Source organism: Virgibacillus salinus (assembly GCF_900102415.1).
In the GTDB taxonomy this organism is placed as follows: Bacteria; Bacillota; Bacilli; order Bacillales; family Amphibacillaceae; genus Lentibacillus; species Lentibacillus subterraneus.
Genome location: NZ_FNKD01000002.1, coordinates 505422 through 521967 on the forward strand (window position 1 = coordinate 505422; position 16546 = coordinate 521967).

The 16546-nt window shown below is 35.8% G+C and carries 17 protein-coding genes and 1 other RNA gene; 11 read left to right on the top strand and 7 right to left on the bottom strand.

From position 1 onward, the window contains the following. The first annotated feature begins 14 nt into the window (after positions 1-14). The 5 genes from BLS02_RS09365 to BLS02_RS09385 all read left to right on the top strand — a co-directional run bounded on the left by BLS02_RS09365 (position 15) and on the right by BLS02_RS09385 (position 4369). A complete protein-coding gene (locus BLS02_RS09365; protein WP_092492743.1) occupies positions 15-416 on the top strand; it encodes a cytidine deaminase in 402 nt (133 codons plus the stop codon). Between the two features lie 341 nt (positions 417-757). Then, entirely contained in the window at positions 758-1060 is a 303-nt protein-coding gene (gpsB, locus tag BLS02_RS09370) for a cell division regulator GpsB (RefSeq protein ID WP_092492744.1), read from the top strand. Positions 1061-1126: 66 nt separating this feature from the next. Then, positions 1127-1509: RNase P RNA component class B (rnpB, locus tag BLS02_RS09375), an RNA gene on the top strand. A gap of 219 nt (positions 1510-1728) precedes the next feature. Beyond that, positions 1729-2856, top strand: coding sequence for a THUMP domain-containing class I SAM-dependent RNA methyltransferase (locus BLS02_RS09380; protein WP_092492745.1), 1128 nt, complete (start codon positions 1729-1731; stop codon positions 2854-2856). Between the two features lie 22 nt (positions 2857-2878). Next, on the top strand, positions 2879-4369 hold the full coding sequence (locus BLS02_RS09385) for a carboxypeptidase M32 (RefSeq protein WP_439144715.1): 1491 nt from the start codon (positions 2879-2881) through the stop codon (positions 4367-4369). Positions 4370-4546: 177 nt separating this feature from the next. On the opposite strand, the gene BLS02_RS09390 is transcribed toward BLS02_RS09385, so the two are convergent. Genes BLS02_RS09390 through BLS02_RS09400 form a run of 3 tightly spaced genes read right to left on the bottom strand, consistent with a single transcriptional unit; the run spans position 4547 to position 6877 of the window. Beyond that, entirely contained in the window at positions 4547-6205 is a 1659-nt protein-coding gene (locus BLS02_RS09390) for a b(o/a)3-type cytochrome-c oxidase subunit 1 (protein ID WP_092492747.1), read from the bottom strand. Continuing rightward, a complete protein-coding gene (locus BLS02_RS09395; protein ID WP_092492748.1) occupies positions 6205-6708 on the bottom strand; it encodes a cytochrome c oxidase subunit II in 504 nt (167 codons plus the stop codon). Before BLS02_RS09395 ends, BLS02_RS09390 begins: the two co-directional genes overlap by 1 nt. Positions 6709-6733: 25 nt before the next feature. Further along, on the bottom strand, positions 6734-6877 hold the full coding sequence (locus BLS02_RS09400; protein ID WP_092492749.1) for a cytochrome c oxidase subunit 2A: 144 nt from the start codon (positions 6875-6877) through the stop codon (positions 6734-6736). A gap of 227 nt (positions 6878-7104) precedes the next feature. On the opposite strand from BLS02_RS09400, the gene BLS02_RS09405 reads away from it, so the two are divergent. Both BLS02_RS09405 and BLS02_RS09410 read left to right on the top strand, forming a co-directional pair. Then, on the top strand, positions 7105-8196 hold the full coding sequence (locus BLS02_RS09405) for a type III polyketide synthase (protein WP_092492750.1): 1092 nt from the start codon (positions 7105-7107) through the stop codon (positions 8194-8196). Next, positions 8193-8705, top strand: coding sequence for an isoprenylcysteine carboxyl methyltransferase family protein (locus BLS02_RS09410; RefSeq protein WP_092492751.1), 513 nt, complete (start codon positions 8193-8195; stop codon positions 8703-8705). The genes BLS02_RS09405 and BLS02_RS09410 overlap by 4 nt, the downstream gene beginning before the upstream one ends. A gap of 36 nt (positions 8706-8741) precedes the next feature. Here the strand turns inward: BLS02_RS09410 and BLS02_RS09415 are convergent, their stop codons facing one another. Beyond that, a complete protein-coding gene (locus BLS02_RS09415; protein ID WP_092493235.1) occupies positions 8742-9416 on the bottom strand; it encodes a queuosine precursor transporter in 675 nt (224 codons plus the stop codon). A gap of 402 nt (positions 9417-9818) precedes the next feature. Beyond that, positions 9819-10019: a cold-shock protein gene (locus tag BLS02_RS09420; RefSeq protein WP_036572880.1), complete on the bottom strand. Its 201-nt coding sequence runs from the start codon at positions 10017-10019 to the stop codon at positions 9819-9821. Positions 10020-10363: 344 nt separating this feature from the next. Between BLS02_RS09420 and BLS02_RS09425 the strand changes: the two genes are divergently transcribed. Together BLS02_RS09425 and BLS02_RS09430 are read left to right on the top strand one after the other, a co-directional pair. Continuing rightward, entirely contained in the window at positions 10364-12034 is a 1671-nt protein-coding gene (locus tag BLS02_RS09425; protein WP_092492752.1) for a formate--tetrahydrofolate ligase, read from the top strand. Next, complete coding sequence (locus BLS02_RS09430; protein ID WP_092492753.1) at positions 12034-12624, top strand: HD domain-containing protein; 591 nt, start codon at positions 12034-12036, stop codon at positions 12622-12624. The genes BLS02_RS09425 and BLS02_RS09430 overlap by 1 nt, the downstream gene beginning before the upstream one ends. Positions 12625-12922: 298 nt before the next feature. On the opposite strand, the gene BLS02_RS09435 is transcribed toward BLS02_RS09430, so the two are convergent. Further along, a complete protein-coding gene (locus BLS02_RS09435) occupies positions 12923-13285 on the bottom strand; it encodes a DUF2512 family protein (RefSeq protein ID WP_092492754.1) in 363 nt (120 codons plus the stop codon). Between the two features lie 80 nt (positions 13286-13365). Continuing rightward, complete coding sequence (locus BLS02_RS09440; protein ID WP_092492755.1) at positions 13366-14391, bottom strand: C40 family peptidase; 1026 nt, start codon at positions 14389-14391, stop codon at positions 13366-13368. A gap of 683 nt (positions 14392-15074) precedes the next feature. Here BLS02_RS09440 and BLS02_RS09445 point away from each other — a divergent pair. Both BLS02_RS09445 and BLS02_RS09450 read left to right on the top strand, forming a co-directional pair. Then, positions 15075-16031, top strand: a complete 957-nt coding sequence (locus BLS02_RS09445; protein ID WP_092492756.1) for a thymidylate synthase — start codon at positions 15075-15077, stop codon at positions 16029-16031. 23 nt (positions 16032-16054) lie between these two features. Further along, positions 16055-16546, top strand: a complete 492-nt coding sequence (locus BLS02_RS09450; protein WP_092492757.1) for a dihydrofolate reductase — start codon at positions 16055-16057, stop codon at positions 16544-16546.

Genomic DNA, 16546 nt, shown 5'->3' on the forward strand with positions numbered 1-16546 from the left:
AGGGGGAACATGTTATGAGTGAAAAAGAATTGATTCAAGAAGCAATTACTATTCGGAATAAAGCATACGTTCCATACTCAAAATTCCCTGTAGGCGCTGCATTGTTAACCAAATCCGGTAAAGTATATACAGGATGTAATATTGAAAATGCAGCATACCCTGTAAGTTGCTGCGCTGAACGAGTAGCAATCTTTAAAGCAATTGCGGATGGCGAGCGTGAATTTAAAGAAATGGCAGTTGTTGCTGATACCAAACGGCCCGTTCCTCCCTGTGGTTCATGTCGGCAGGTTATGAGCGAGTTTTTTGACAGTAATCTGACAGTCCATTTGACAAACTTACATAATGATATTAAATCCATTACGATGGATGATCTATTGCCTTTTTCTTTTCAGCCAGAAGATTTAACTGAAAAATAGATCAAAATGGAGCTGTTACTTTCAGCTTCATTTTTTTGCAGTTAAGAAAGTATAAATACTTTGCATAAGCGCAACTAAGGCTTATCTATATTGAAGTTTGCACTCCAAAGTGTAAGGGGTCCTACGAAAGCAAAGTACGCATTCAAAAAATCCCTTTATCGAATACCGAGTTTTCTAACATTTTAATGACCCAAAAGACAAGTTCACCTAATAATGTTATACTATGATAAAGGAAGAAATTGTGCATAAATTAAAGGGACAAACAATACAATTAAAATTGACATTTACTTATTAACATTAGAAGAACGAAAAACAATTCAAAAAGTATGAGGTGACTTTAAATGAATACTAATCGCATTCAACTCAATGGAAAAGAAATTCTGGAAAAAGAGTTCAAAACAGCAATGCGTGGCTATCATCAGGAAGAAGTTGATGAGTTTCTTGATACAGTCATACAGGATTATGAAGCATATGAACAAGAAATTGAGAAATTGAAGCAGGAAAACGACCGACTAAAGAAACAGTCTGATCAAACAAGAACTAGAACTGCAACAACTCCAAATCATCAAGTAAATTATGATATCTTAAAACGCCTATCCAATCTTGAAAAATCGGTCTTTGGCAAAAAATACGCGGATTCCTGAATTAGTTTTATTTACCAATGATGTAAGCTTGTGAATATGTTATAATTTAGTTAGTAAAAAAGTTGAATACTCACGTAATCGCTGTATATTTAGTATGCAGAGGAAAGTCCATGCTCACACAAGCTGAGACGTTTGTAGTGTTCGTGCCTGACGAAATCATAAGTCAGGATAACCTAATTGGGTTAATGGCAGTGGAAAATCCTAACTCTTATGACATGGATTAATACACTTGAAAGTGCCACAGTGACGTAGTCGGAATGGAAACATTCCGAGTGGAACGAGGTAAACCCCACGAGTGAGCAACCCAAATATTGGTAGGGGCATCCTTGATTAGGGAAATTGAACCGAAAAAGGGACAAGTAATTTATTGCTTGTAGATAGATGATTACGACCAACGTACAAGGTTGACCACCGTTTGAGTACATTGGAACAGAACATGGCTTACCGAGTATTCAATGGTCTATACGTAAACGACAAACCTCCTAATTGTATACAATTAGGAGGTTTTTTTATTGGCAGTTAAGAAAGTATAAATACTTCTTGTCTGCCATTAACCACAACTAAGACTTTCGCAATTATAGCTTGACGATAATCCATGTTTCTAATTAGTAATTTCAGTACGATATGGTAAACTATAACTAATTCTTAGAAATGAAAGGACTAAATGTATGACACAAGAGGTAACATTAATCGCAACAGCTGCTATGGGGCTTGAGTCTGTGGTAGCAAATGAAGTAAAACAACTCGGGTATAAAGTTGAAGTTGAAAACGGTAAAGTAGTATTTCAAGCGCCAGTGTCTGCAATTCCTCGCTGTAACTTGTGGTTACGAACAGGGGATCGTGTGAAACTGCAGGTAGGTGTGTTCAATGCATCTACATTCGATGAATTATTTGAGTCAACGAAGGCTCTGCCATGGGAACAATTTATTACGGAAGATGGTAAGTTTCCTGTTTCAGGTAAATCTGTAAAATCTACATTATATAGCGTTCCTGACTGCCAAGCTATCGTAAAGAAAGCAATAGCTGAACGCTTAAAATTAAAATATGGTGTTGCTGCCAAAATGCCGGAATCCGGCTCATTATACAAAGTAGAAGTGGCGATTTATAAGGATGAAGCAATACTAACATTAGATACATCAGGGGCCGGCTTACATAAAAGAGGATATCGTGTTGGGCAAGGGGAAGCACCCTTAAAAGAAACAATGGCTGCTGCACTCATAATGCTAACTAATTGGAAACCCGAACATCCTTTAGTCGATCCATTCTGTGGGTCTGGTACAATACCAATCGAAGCAGCACTGATCGGGCAAAATATTGCTCCAGGGTTTAATCGTGAATTCGCTTCTGAAGATTGGGAATTCGTTAAAGATCAGTACTGGGACGAAGCCTTTCAAGAAGCCGAAGATAAGGCAAACTATGACCAAAAACTGGATATCACCGGATCAGATATTCACCATAAGATGATCAAAATATCTAATGATAACGCTAAGGAAGCCGGGCTAGGCGATTTAATTTCGTGGAAACAAATGCAAGCCAAGGATTTGTTTTTACGAGAAGAGAATGGGTATATCATAGGTAATCCACCATACGGGCAACGTATTGGAGATCAAAAAGACGCAGCAAAAATATATAAGGATTTAGGTAATGTAATGAAACAACATCCATCATGGAGTGTATACATTTTAACTGCGTATGATGCCTTTGAAAAGGAATACGGACAAAAGGCTACAAAAAAACGAAAATTATTTAACGGGTTCATCCAAACAAATTATTATCAGTATTTTGGTAACAAATAAAGGAGGATCAAGCTTGGATAATATAGAGCAAATTGAAAAAGACTTCAAAGAATTACTAAGTGAACTAGAAGTTTATCGTGAAGCAATTACCCTAACACAATGGGATATGCGTACAAAAATCCCGAAAAATGGCGTTGAGCAACGTTCAGAAGTAGTTGGTTTTTTGTCCGAAAAAGTTCACCAACTTGAAACTTCAGAAAAGATGAAATATTTTATTGACCTTTTAAAAGATAGTACCCAAGATGAAATCGTCAGAAAGACTGTAAAGGAATGCGAAGAAATATATGAGCGAAATCGAAAAATCCCCAATGATGAATTCAAAGAATATGTAATGCTTCAGTCTAAATCAGAGTCCATCTGGCAGGAAGCACGAGAGACAGATAATTTCTCTCTTTTTCAACCTTATCTTGAGGAGTTAGTCTCATATAATCAAAAGTTTGCATCGTATTGGGGTTATGAAGATAACATTTATGATGCTCTATTACATAATTATGAACCTGGTGTTACAACTGCAATGCTTGATAAAGTATTCCCTGAAGTCAGAAAATCCTTATCATCTTTATTGAACAAAATAAACCAAAGCAGCAATAAGCCAGATCCAACTGTTTTAGTGGGCCATTTCCCTAAAAAAGACCAGGAAGACTTTACTATTAAGATTTTAGAGCAAATGGGTTACGATTTTTCTTCAGGACGTCTTGATGAAACTGTACATCCTTTTGCCATCGCTTTAAATATGAATGATGTACGTATAACCACTCGTTATGATGAAAAAGACTTTCGGACAGCTGTTTTTGGTACGATTCACGAAGGTGGCCATGCCTTATATGAACAAAACATTAGCAAGAAATTAGTTAATACACCGTTAGCAACCGGAACTTCCATGGGTATCCATGAATCACAATCACTGTTTTGGGAAAACTTTGTCGGACGAAATAAGGCTTTTTGGGATAGTAATTACGAGTTATTTCAGTCATATGCACCAAAGCATTTCCAGCAGCTTCCATTGGGTGAATTTTACCGTGCTGTTAATGAAGTGAAACCATCATTAATTCGAATTGAAGCAGATGAGCTAACCTATTCGCTTCATATTATGATTCGCTATGAACTAGAAAAAGCATTAATTAACGACGAAATTAGTGTTAGTGATCTACCACATCTCTGGAACGAGAAGATGGAGGATTACCTTGGAATAAAACCACCAACTGACAGAGAGGGTGTCTTACAGGATATTCATTGGTCAGGAGGGGATTTCGGTTATTTCCCTTCTTATGCATTAGGTTATATGTATGCAGCTCAATTTCATAATACAATGAAGACCAAGTTGAATGTAGATGACTTAATTCGAAATAACCAATTTGATCAAATACGCAATTGGTTGACAGAAAACATTCACCAGTATGGCAAAATGAAGAAACCTCTTGAAATAATTGAGGATGTAACAAAAGAAAAATTAAATCCGGATTATCTTGTAAATTATCTAACAAATAAATACAGCAAAATATATAATCTTTAATATGCAAAGCACAGGGAAGTACCCCTGTTTTTTAGGAGATAAGAAGGCATTCCTTTCTTACTGAATAAGTGTGCAACTAAGGATTGCACTTGAAAGTATAAGGGGTTCTAAGAAAAGCAAAATACGTTTTTTATAGAACCCCTTTAATGATAAATAAGTATTTCTATTGTTGAATTATCAGTTATTTCCAATTGGCCAAGCAAATGGTGGTGAGCCTGGAGGTGAATGCTGAATAATTTCTATAAACGGAATGGTATATGCAAATAGAATCAGTGCTATTGTTAACCCAATCCAAAGTTTCCAATTTTCCAGGAATTTTGGTGTAGGTTCTGCATCTGGTTCTTCTTCTGCAATAGGAAACTCTTCTATTCCTTTTGGTGCAAAGAACGCTAATTTAATAAATATATATACCATCAGTATAATTCCTATAAATAGAATGGACCCGCCAATCGCCTGTGAGTACTGATAACCAATCCACTCTGATGCTTGTTCGGTACCACTATAGGTTGAATATGCTGATCGACGGGGAGCTCCGAATAAACCTGCAATATGCATTGAACCCGATATAATGGTCATACCAATTGTCCATATAATTGTTTGAATCATACCTAACTTATTGATATCAGCTGTCAGTTTTCTCCCGGTTAAAGCCGGAATCAACCAATAAGATATTCCAAAAAAGGTTAAAATAACAGTTGTTGCAACCGTTAAGTGAAAGTGTCCTGTTACCCAAATTGTGTTGTGTACAACTGCATTTAACTGGTGAGAAGCGTTAATAATTCCGCCAGTCCCAGCGGGAATAAACGCAAGCATACCTACCATCGGTGCAAAGAATCTTACATCCTTCCATGGTAAATGTTTTACCCAGCCAAATATACCTTGAAATCCTTTTTTGCGTCCCGTAATTTCAAACATTGCAAACATGGAAAATGCAGTTAACAGAGAAGGAATAATAACCAAAAATGTTAGTACAACTTGAATAAACTTCCACATTGGGTCAATTCCAGGTTCGGTTAGTTGATGGTGAAAGCCTACTGGAATGGAAAACATTAAAAATAAGACAAAGGCTAGACGAGCTAGCGAATCGCTAAATATTTTCCCGCCAATAATTTTAGGGATTATAGCGTACCAAGCCATATATGCCGGCAGTAGCCAGAAATATACCAATGGATGTCCAAAATACCAAAATAATGTTCTGCTTACTAAAATATTTATCGTGTCAGCATAACCAAGTGACCATGGAATAAACTGAATCAATACTGTAGCTGCTACACCTAAAGTTGCGATAAACCATAGCAACATATTTATAACAACCATAAATGCTAATAGAGGTGACTTTTCATTTTTATGATCTTTTCTCCATAAGAACATTTGCCTGAAGTTAACAAAGCAAGCAACCCAACTTCCGATAATTACTAATGCCAACCCAATATAAAAGGCCGGATGTGCTTTTAATGGAGCGTAAAAAGTATAAAGTACACTTGCTTTACCTAATAATATAGTGATCGAAGACATAATAGTACCGACTAGCATAATCCAAAAGCCAACCCAGGAGATCTTACGTTGTTTAACTGTTAATCCAATTGTTTTATTAATTAAAGCATACTGGAATCCAATAATGAAAAATGTTGTTAAGACAAGACCTAATATAACACCGTGAACAGTCAATACTTGGTAATAATCAATTCCCCATGGAAGTGTAAATGTCCCGGAACGAACTAATGTTTGGAGTAATCCCATTAGACCACCAATAAGCAGGGAGATAAATGCTACATAAATATATGCCATGGATAATTTCGTTTCCTGTTTAGATAAACCTAATTTTTCACTAATCATTATTCATACACCTCCACAGTAGCGAACATCAAATGATGTCCAGTTCCGCAATATTCATTACAAACTAAAGTATATTCACCAGGTTTTTCCATTACTGTTTCATAACTGCTGACATAACCAGGTTCAACCATCATGTTTACATTTGTTCCAGCAAGTTCAAATCCATGAACAACATCCTTTGACGTTACATGGAACAAAACAGTTGATCCCTTGGGTACTCTGATAGATTTTACCTGAGCCCCTTCCTCATCTACGCCTAAATCATAATTAAATGCTGAAGCAAGAACATTAAGAATATATTTATTTTCATCTACTTTAGTTAAACCAAGATTTTCTTTTTTAAATGCCTCATTTGCTTCAACATTTTGTGGATCAATTGTTGTCATCTGGCTTTGTGGATGTGTTCCTTTATAAAATGCTCCTATACCTATAACTAGAAGGAATACCACAAGTGATCCTACCCCAAACATTAGCCAAATTTTTTCGTATTTGTGTAAATGCATGTAAAACATCTCCCCATATTTCTTTTTATCTCATAACAAAAAGAGCGTATACACCAAACCAACTAGCCAAAATAAATAGTCCAAGCATCATAACCGAAATAAATGTTCCTTTTAAGTCTGGACTTTCTTTTTTAGCTTTTTCTTCCTTTTGATGATGTAGACTCGTCAAATTGCTCACTCCCTTTAAACTAAAATTATGTTTCAATTTTTATGATACACCTATAAAAAATGAAAATCGTTGAATTAAACGATAATTCATAAATTGTTCAATAACTGCTGCGAGCCAAGAGGTTAAGGGGATTATAAGCAAAATATTATAGAGGTTATGAAAAATATGTGAAGAAACTGTTATATTTTTGTGTAAAATAAACAAACTAAACCTAAAAAGGTGAGTTCATGTCATTTATTTGTTCAATTGGATTAGGTATTCCTTCAAATGAATTATCACAGCATTCAGTTAAAAATCTAGTCAGTGAAATTTTCACATACTCTGAAAAACAATTATCCAGATTATTACCTGTATTTGACCATGCAATGATTAATAAAAGACAGTTTGTAGTGGGAGAGGAATGGTTTAAAGAAAAGCACTCATTCCAGGAAAAGAATGATTTATATCATAGACACGCTATCAACTATTCATTACAAGCTATGGACGCTTGTCTAACTAATAAAGAATTTCTTAAACAGGATATTCCATACGAAGCTATTGATTTAATTATCTTTGTATCGAGTACTGGAATAGCTACGCCCTCGTTAGATACATATTTAATGAACGAGCGTCCTATCCGAGAAGATATTTCTCGTATGCCGCTATGGGGATTAGGTTGTGCAGGGGGCGCAATAGGATTATCCCGGGCTTTTGACTGGCTTAAAGCTCATCCTGATAAAACAGTGCTTATTATCTCATGCGAACTATGCAGTCTAACATTTCAAAAAGATGATAATCAAAAAAGCAACTTAATTGGTACAGCCCTATTTGGAGACGGAGTGGGTGCTGCTTTATTAGTAGGTGAAAATTCAACTTATCTATCTCATGCAAAGAAAGTAAAGCCACAAATAAAGCATACGAGCTCAGCAACTATGAAGAACAGTAATTCCGTTATGGGATGGGACATTACAAATGATGGATTGGAAGTAGTATTCTCAAAAAGTATTCCAGCACTTGTGCAGACATTCTGGAAGAAGCATATTGAAACATTTCTGCAAGATAATAATATAAACAGAAATGAAATATATTCATTTATTTCACATCCTGGAGGTAAAAAGGTATTAGAAGCTATGGAAGATGTTCTACAGGTTCCACAAGAAAAGTTTAAACATTCGTATCGTGTACTTGGAAACCACGGGAACATGTCTTCAGCAACCGTCTTTTACATACTGCATGAATGGTTAAAAGAGGAAGTACCGGAAAAAGAACAAAGTATTTTATCAGCTTTAGGGCCAGGATTTAGTTCAGAATTATTAATATTGGAGTGGAATGAAAGATGACAACTTGGATGTGGCTATTAATTATTGTAGTTATTGCACAAAGGCTGATAGAACTAAACATTGCCAAGCGAAATGAAAGATGGATGAAAGATAGGGGAGGTATCGAAAAAGGGGAGAAGCATTATAAATGGTTTATATGGCTTCATAGCATCTTTTTTTTGTCGATGATTTTTGAAGCACTTTTGAATAATAATAACAGTACCGGAATTAATTACTTTTTGATCACTATATTTTTATTAACACAATTAGGAAGAATATGGTGTATTCATACTTTAGGAAAATTCTGGAATACAAAAATTATTGTTCTGCCAGGAGTCTCGCTGATTAAAAAAGGACCATACAAATACGTGAAACATCCAAATTATATTATTGTCGCTATAGAGTTATTTGTAATTCCATTTCTTTTAGGAGCCTATTTAACTGCATTTGTATTTCCGCTCCTGCATATCATTCTCTTAAAAGTAAGAATTCCGCGTGAAGAAAAAGCGTTAACGAAAGCAACCTTGTAACAAAAGAGGATAGCATATTCGCTATCCTCTTTAAGCTTATTTTTTATGCAGGTTTTTAGCAATATACATAAATGGTGTATCAATTAATGCTACTGCGAATTTAATTATATACGTCGTAAGGAAAATTTCCAGCCAAACGGAGGTTGGATATTCACCATAAAATGCTATTGTACAAAATACAGCAGTATCAAGAAGTTGACTTACTACTGTACTGCCATTATTTCGAATCCATAAATTTTTATCTGATGGAAACAATTTCCGTAGTTTGTCATAGATCCAAACATCGAAATATTGGCTAATAGCATAAGCAGCCAGACTACCGGCAGCTATACGTGGGATCATTCCAAAAATTGTTGCTAGTGATCCGTGGGCAATATCGTCTGCACCAGGTTCGAATACAAGTACTATTTGCATCATAATCGTCATTGTAATTAAAGTTGAGAATCCTAGCCATACAGCCTTTTTCGCATCCTTTTTACCATACTTTTCGTTCAAAATGTCGGTTGCTAAGTATGCTGTGCCATAAATTATATTTCCCAACGTTGCAGTTAACCCAAATAGTTCAATTGTTTCAAGTACCTGAATATTTGCGATAACTGTTGCCATACCTATCCATGCAAAAAGACCCATTTTTCCAAACAAGCGGTAAAATAACAGTAATAATGAGAAGTTAACAAGGGCAAACAATATCCAAATTATTTCATTTGGCATCATAATAAATTCCTCCTTAGTTTTGATAACGCGGGAGTTTACGAACCGCGATAAAACAACAAAATTCATTATACGTTTTTACTGTTTAAGAAGCAAGGGGGGGATTGAAATTCAATAGACAACATATTACGTATGAACATTTTAAAAAGTTATAAAATCATTGAAGTCCAAGAAGGAATAAATTTATCTTATCGTAGACAAGTTAAGGGAAGTCCACGAGGCACTGGCGGGTGAGAACGGAAAGTCCAGTGGCGTCAACGGCACTAGAATAGTACGTCATATACGTCGGCCAAGACGTGACTGATTATCCAGTTGGTGAATGGAATAATTGCATTTATGCAGTATAAAACCATCAAAAAAAGCGGTAATCTGAAAAAGATTACCGCTTTATATATTGTTGGGTTATTTTTTAGTTACATTTGCAGCTTGTGGGCCACGTTCGCCTTCTACAATTTCAAAAGAAACTTCTTGTCCTTCTTCTAAAGACTTAAAGCCTTCTTCCTGGATAGCTGAATAATGTACGAATACATCATTTCCTTCTTCCAATTGAATAAAGCCATAACCTTTTTCTGCGTTGAACCATTTTACTACTCCGTTTTCCATGTAAATAAATCCTCCTAAAAACTTTCACGTAAAACGTGTTAATACAAAGCAGATTAATGAATATCAAAAAAGACAACCTCGTATAGAAGGTAGGATCACTAGTACGTCCACTTCTATGGAAGCTGCCTGTCGTTAATGATTCCATACATCTTCTTTGCTTATGTCTAATATAGCCTATTTTCGTCTAGCCGTCAAGATGTTAGGCATAATAAACTCAAATATTTTATAACAAAAAAAGGCTTCTTAGTTTATAATGTAAACGCTTTAAAAATCCTCTAAAATTATGTGAAAATAATGTTAAATGCGTTACACTATATATATTATTGTTGCAAGGAGGAGTACAAATGAAGACGGATATCGAGATAGCTCAACAAGCTGAACTAAAGCCAATTGGGGAAATTGCCAAAGGATTGGAATTAACAGATAAAGACTGGGAACCTTATGGTCACACAAAAGCAAAACTGTCTGACTCTTTATTGGACAAATTAAAAGAAAAACCAGAAGGCAAGATTGTCTTGGTAACATCAATTAATCCAACACCTGCTGGAGAAGGAAAGTCTACTGTTACTGTTGGGTTAGGACAAGCACTTACCAAATTAAACAAAAAAGCGATTATTGCATTGCGAGAACCATCTTTAGGACCAGTCATGGGAATGAAGGGCGGAGCGGCAGGCGGGGGATACTCACAAGTACTGCCAATGGAAGACATTAATTTACATTTCACCGGTGATTTACATGCAATAACAAGTGCCAATAATGCGTTATCAGCCATGATTGATAACCACATACAACGAGGAAATGATTTGAATATAGATCCCCGTCGGATTGAATGGAAACGAGTAATGGACATGAATGACCGTGTGCTGCGTCAAATAGTTGTCGGGCTAGGAGGACCATTACGTGGAGTTCCAAGGGAAGATGGGTTCACAATTACAGTAGCTTCAGAAATAATGGCTATTTTGTGTTTAGCAACAGATCTTGAAGATTTAAAGGAAAGGGTCTCGAGAATAGTTATTGGTTATACATACGATGAAAAGCCAGTAACAGTTAAAGACTTAAAAATAGAAGGTGCTATTACACTATTACTAAAAGATGCCATGAAGCCTAATTTAGTCCAAACTATTGAAAATACACCAGCAATTATTCATGGAGGGCCTTTTGCAAATATTGCACATGGCTGCAATAGTATAATGGCAACCAAAACAGCTTCAAAACTTGGAGAGTATGTTGTAACAGAGGCAGGATTTGGGGCAGATCTTGGTGCCGAGAAGTTCCTTAATATTAAGAGCCGTGCTGGCAATTTTGATACCGATGCTGTAGTAATTGTAGCAACAGTACGTGCATTAAAAATGCATGGAGGTGTTCCAAAAGACAACTTAACTGTCGAAAATGTTGAAGCACTTAAGGCAGGAATGGAAAATTTAAAAAAGCATATTGAAACCATTGAATATTTTGGACTACCCTTTGTCGTTGCCATAAATAAATTCCCAACGGATACACAAGCCGAAACAGACTTTATTATGACATGGTGTGAATCCAGAAATATTGACGTAGCATTAAGTGATGTTTGGGCGAACGGTGGAGCAGGTGGCGTTGAACTCGCTGAAAAAGTTATTGATAAAGCTAATTCTGATGAAAGGAACTTCAATCGTGTTTATGATTTGGAAGAAACGTTGGAAGCTAAAATCAGAAAAGTAGCAACAACCGTATATGGCGCAGATGGTATTGAACTATCCCACAAAGCGAAAAAACAGTTGGAGTTTTACGAAAGACAAGGGTGGGGGAAACTCCCAATCTGTATGGCTAAAACTCAATACTCTTTATCTGATGACCCAACCTTAGTAGGAAGACCTAAAGGGTTTACTGTTACGATAAGAGAACTGCGACCATCGATTGGAGCAGGCTTTATTGTTGTGTTAACAGGAGACATGATGACAATGCCTGGATTGCCTAAAGAACCAGCTGCACTGAATATGGATGTAGCTAAAGATGGAAAAATCGTGGGATTATTTTAATGAACAATACTGAGAAATTAGATGCTATTCGTGAATATATATATTACATTTTTTCAAGTGATGCCACTGGTCATGATTATTATCATATGAAACGGGTAGCTAGAATGACTAATTTAATCGCTAAACAAGAGGGAGCAGATCAATTTATAGCTGAGGCTGCTGCATGGATACATGATGTTGGAGACTCGAAATTGTTTTCAAATAGTGATGATGAATTAGACAAGTTAAATGATTTTTTACAAACAATAAATTGTACTCAAAGCCAATTGAAACAAATTAACATGGCTGCTAAAGATGTTTCGTTCAGCAAAGGAACAACACCTGCAACACTTGAAGGTAAAATAGTTCAGGATGCAGACCGAATAGATGCATTAGGAGCCATTGGCGTTGCACGAACTTTTGCGTTTGGTGGTTCAAAGGGACAATTGATTTGGGGAAATGACAATAAAGAGAATACATCTATTCAGCATTTTTACGATAAACTCTTAAAACTGAAAGATCTGATGAACACGTCTACCGCTAGACAAATTGCTGAGGAACGACACAGTTTCATGAAGTACTATTTAGACCAATTTTTTCATGAATGGTAGCTTGCCCAAGAAAAATTAAGTCGAGCAGAACAACTCTGCTCGACTTTTTTCACTGCTTTGGAAACTTTAAAATATAAGCGCTGTAACGTCAACTACTCGCGATGCGCGGGGCATTCCATACGACGTTGACCAAGCGCTTGCTCTTTTGTTCGCAGTTAGGAAAGTACAAATAATTTCTTACTGCATAATAACAACTAAGACACTCAACATTAAGGCTTCCACTCCAATATAAGGGATTTTAAGAAAGCAAAATATGTTTTCATAACAATCCCTTTAAAGAATGCCAATTTTTCTAACGTTATTCACTAACTGTTTCTTTTTTGATTCTGCCACTGTCTAAAAGCCAATTATGTTGAAATATTTCCGTCACTGCCAGTAGAGCAGCGGTTAAAATGGAGCCAAAGAAAGTTATTCTGGTATCTACAAATAACATTGCTCCAAAGTAAACTATTAATGTTGTGGCAACAAAATCCATGAAGACACTTAGCCAATTAGTTTCTTCACGCAACAAGATTCTCTCCATAAAATATCCTACAAAAGCTAATACAACCCCGAGTATAATTGGCTGATACCAGTATCCAAACTCTACATTCGGAAAGATCCATGAAGCCAAAAATAAACCAATTGGACATATAAGTAACTTTACAACTAACCCAGTCATAATTATCCCACCTTTACGTGTTATTAAAAATAGTATTATTAGTAAAGGAAGGATTTATTCAGTTCGGACAAATTAAGTATTTAGTTGACTCTTCTTGCACCTAGATATCTTTGATCCCAATATGAAGTACTTAATTCACTTATCTCCACACCTCGTGATTCTCCAGCATGAATAAATTTTCCATCACCAATATAGATTCCCATATGTGATGGTCCAGGCTTATACGTTTCAAAAAAGACCAAATCTCCAACAGAGGGGCTATCAATGTGTTGGGTGAAATTCCATACATCACTAACAGTACGAGGCAATACAATATTTTCCGTTTTAAAAATGTATTGGATAAAACCGCTGCAATCGAATCCTCTAGTTGATTCACCACCCCAAACATATGGTGTACCAATTTGAGCATGTGCCGCATCAATTGCACTTGAATAATTAGTACTTGTAACTTTAACCTTTTTTGTCTTTTGTGTTTCCTCTTTTGATTCCTTTTTTACCTTTTGTTCTATTTTCTGTTCTTCATTCTCGTCTTTTTCATATAACGCAGTCAATGATGATTCTGTTACTTGATCAGACTCACCTATTAATTTTAACCCATGTTCTTCTTCAGCAATTTCTAATGCTTTTTTAGTGAGTGGACCATATATTCCGTCTAAATCTCCTTCATAATAACCGAAGTATTGTAATGCATATTGTGCTATTTTTACATCTTCACTTTTCATCCCCGGATAGATAGACTCAGACATTTCATCTATTTGTTCCATGTACTTTTTCTTTTCTTTATTAATCAGTGTAGTTAATGTAATCATATCTGCTTGGCCGCTGATTGTTATATTATTGTCAGCCTGAAACTTTTTTAAAGCATGCTCAGTTAAAACCGTGAAATCTCCATGAATTTCGTCGTCGTAGTAGGATAATTTGTTTAATTTGTGTTGTAGAACACGAACAGATTCACCGTGCTGTCCATACTCTAACTGTTCTGCTTCTAATAGCTGCTTATTTTGAAGGACAGGATATGCATCAACATAAACAGAAAACGGTTGACTTAACACGTAACTATACAGAATAGATTGTTTAACCACATGTTCTACAGTACCATTCAGCATACAAATATCCCCTTTCTTGTTGACTCTTCTTAACAGATTTATGTCGATTTAGCGTTGATTATGCCCCAGCTAGTTTACGTTTGTGTTACAATAAATTAAATTATAATGATGATGTGAAATCCTAAGGGGTGTTTTTTTAAAAGCTTGTTGCTTTACCAAAGTAATGAAATCATATAAACTGCGATGTAAGCTTAAGGTACCCTATCGTAGCATATAGTGTGGCTCACTATTCGCACATTCCAACTGCTGATTTAAATGGTTTAAAATCTTGTTTTTATTCATTACAATATAAAATTGTTAATTTCCAGGAAATTGTTTAGAAAACATGGCTTATCACCATGAAGTAAGAAGTAGTTAGCTTTCTTAACTTTGATCATATCCAGCGGCGGAAATACACGAGGACTTTTTCGGGTCACCGGCTAAAAACCGGCCACGTCCTGTGACCAACGCTGGTACTAGAACGTCCTGTTCGTCGAAGCAACAGATGAAGATCCCGCAGGAAGCGGTTTTTGCTTCCGGGGAAGCTGAAGCGTTGCCCTAAGTGCGTGAATTTTACTTCTGCAACGATGTCTTAATAAAATATTTACAACATTACATGTTTAAATCAACTGCAAAAAATTAAAAAGCAACAATACTTATGAAAAGATCCAATCATAATTATGATGGTATATGGAGGGTTAAAAATGCTGAAAGGTGAACAAGCATATTTGGATTTGTGCAAACATGTTCTAGAAAACGGAACGATAAAGGAAGATCGAACAAATACTGGTACATATTCAATTTTCGGTCATCAAATACGTTTTGATTTAAGTGAAGGATTCCCGCTTCTAACAACTAAGAAAGTTCCATTTCGTTTAATATCCAGTGAATTGTTATGGTTTATTAAAGGGGATACGAACATTCGTTATTTACTGCAAAATAATAATAACATCTGGAATGAATGGGCATTTAAAAAGTGGATAGAGAGCAGTGATTACGACGGACCTGATATGAATGACTTTGGAAACCGCAGTCAGCAGGATCCTCAATTTAATATTATTTATCAGGAACAAATGAAGAACTTTAAAGAAAAGATACTTCATAATGATGACTTTGCAAATAAATTTGGTGATTTAGGTTCGGTGTATGGGAAACAATGGCGTGATTGGAAAACATCCCAAAACGAAACCATCGACCAATTAAAAGAAGTTATTGAATCCATCCGCAACAAACCGGATTCAAGAAGGCATATCGTATCGGCTTGGAATCCTGAAGATGTTCCGAATATGGCCTTGCCGCCATGTCATACACTATTTCAATTTTACGTAGCTGATGGTAAGCTTTCGTGTCAGCTTTATCAGCGTAGCGCAGATATATTTTTGGGTGTACCATTCAACATAGCAAGTTATGCGTTATTAACCTATTTAATTGCCCATGAATGTAATCTTGAAGTAGGCGAGTTTGTCCATACACTAGGTGATGCACATATTTATACAAACCATGTGGAACAAATAAAAACACAGCTTGGTCGTGATTTAAGACCATTACCAAAACTTAAAATTAATAAGGAGAAAAATTCGATTTTCGATTTTGAATTATCCGATTTTGATTTAATTGATTATGATCCACATCCTTCAATTAAAGCACCAATCGCAGTCTAAAATTTAAAGGAGGCGAAAATATCATGATATCATTACTTGTAGCTATGGATAGCAACCTAACAATTGGCGCTGACAACGATTTGCCATGGCGTTTGCCAAATGACTTGAAGTTTTTTAAGCAAAAATCAACCGGAAACACAATCATTATGGGGCGAAAAACATATGAATCAATGGGCAGACCATTACCAAACCGCAAAAATGTTGTGATTACACGACAGCAAACTGACTTTCCAGATGAAGTTGATGTGATTGATAATATGGAAATCATACGTGAATGGAACAACGAAAATCCCGAACAAGAATTTTTTGTTATTGGGGGAGGCATTATCTTTGAGCAGATACTGCCATATGCAGATCGGATGTATATTACCTGGATTGAAGAGACGTTCGAAGGGGATACATATTTCCCTGAATTCTCACAAGAAGATTGGAATTTAACATCTAAAGTAAAAGGGGAAAAGAACGAGAAAAACCCTTACGATTATTATTTTCTGCAATATGATCGTAAACGATAG

What these genes read in the sequence shown, in the direction of transcription:
- BLS02_RS09435 (WP_092492754.1), bottom strand. Translation starts at nt 13,285, where the DNA reads ATGACTGGGTTAGTTGTAAAGTTACTTATATGTCCAATTGGTTTATTT.
- BLS02_RS09415 (WP_092493235.1), bottom strand. Translation starts at nt 9,416, where the DNA reads ATGCCAAATGAAATAATTTGGATATTGTTTGCCCTTGTTAACTTCTCA.
- BLS02_RS09420 (WP_036572880.1), bottom strand. Translation starts at nt 10,019, where the DNA reads ATGGAAAACGGAGTAGTAAAATGGTTCAACGCAGAAAAAGGTTATGGC.
- BLS02_RS09405 (WP_092492750.1), top strand. Translation starts at nt 7,105, where the DNA reads ATGTCATTTATTTGTTCAATTGGATTAGGTATTCCTTCAAATGAATTA.
- BLS02_RS09390 (WP_092492747.1), bottom strand. Translation starts at nt 6,205, where the DNA reads ATGATTAGTGAAAAATTAGGTTTATCTAAACAGGAAACGAAATTATCC.
- BLS02_RS09395 (WP_092492748.1), bottom strand. Translation starts at nt 6,708, where the DNA reads ATGCATTTACACAAATACGAAAAAATTTGGCTAATGTTTGGGGTAGGA.
- BLS02_RS09430 (WP_092492753.1), top strand. Translation starts at nt 12,034, where the DNA reads ATGAACAATACTGAGAAATTAGATGCTATTCGTGAATATATATATTAC.
- BLS02_RS09410 (WP_092492751.1), top strand. Translation starts at nt 8,193, where the DNA reads ATGACAACTTGGATGTGGCTATTAATTATTGTAGTTATTGCACAAAGG.
- BLS02_RS09425 (WP_092492752.1), top strand. Translation starts at nt 10,364, where the DNA reads ATGAAGACGGATATCGAGATAGCTCAACAAGCTGAACTAAAGCCAATT.
- BLS02_RS09380 (WP_092492745.1), top strand. Translation starts at nt 1,729, where the DNA reads ATGACACAAGAGGTAACATTAATCGCAACAGCTGCTATGGGGCTTGAG.
- BLS02_RS09445 (WP_092492756.1), top strand. Translation starts at nt 15,075, where the DNA reads ATGCTGAAAGGTGAACAAGCATATTTGGATTTGTGCAAACATGTTCTA.
- BLS02_RS09450 (WP_092492757.1), top strand. Translation starts at nt 16,055, where the DNA reads ATGATATCATTACTTGTAGCTATGGATAGCAACCTAACAATTGGCGCT.
- gpsB (WP_092492744.1), top strand. Translation starts at nt 758, where the DNA reads ATGAATACTAATCGCATTCAACTCAATGGAAAAGAAATTCTGGAAAAA.
- BLS02_RS09365 (WP_092492743.1), top strand. Translation starts at nt 15, where the DNA reads ATGAGTGAAAAAGAATTGATTCAAGAAGCAATTACTATTCGGAATAAA.
- BLS02_RS09440 (WP_092492755.1), bottom strand. Translation starts at nt 14,391, where the DNA reads ATGCTGAATGGTACTGTAGAACATGTGGTTAAACAATCTATTCTGTAT.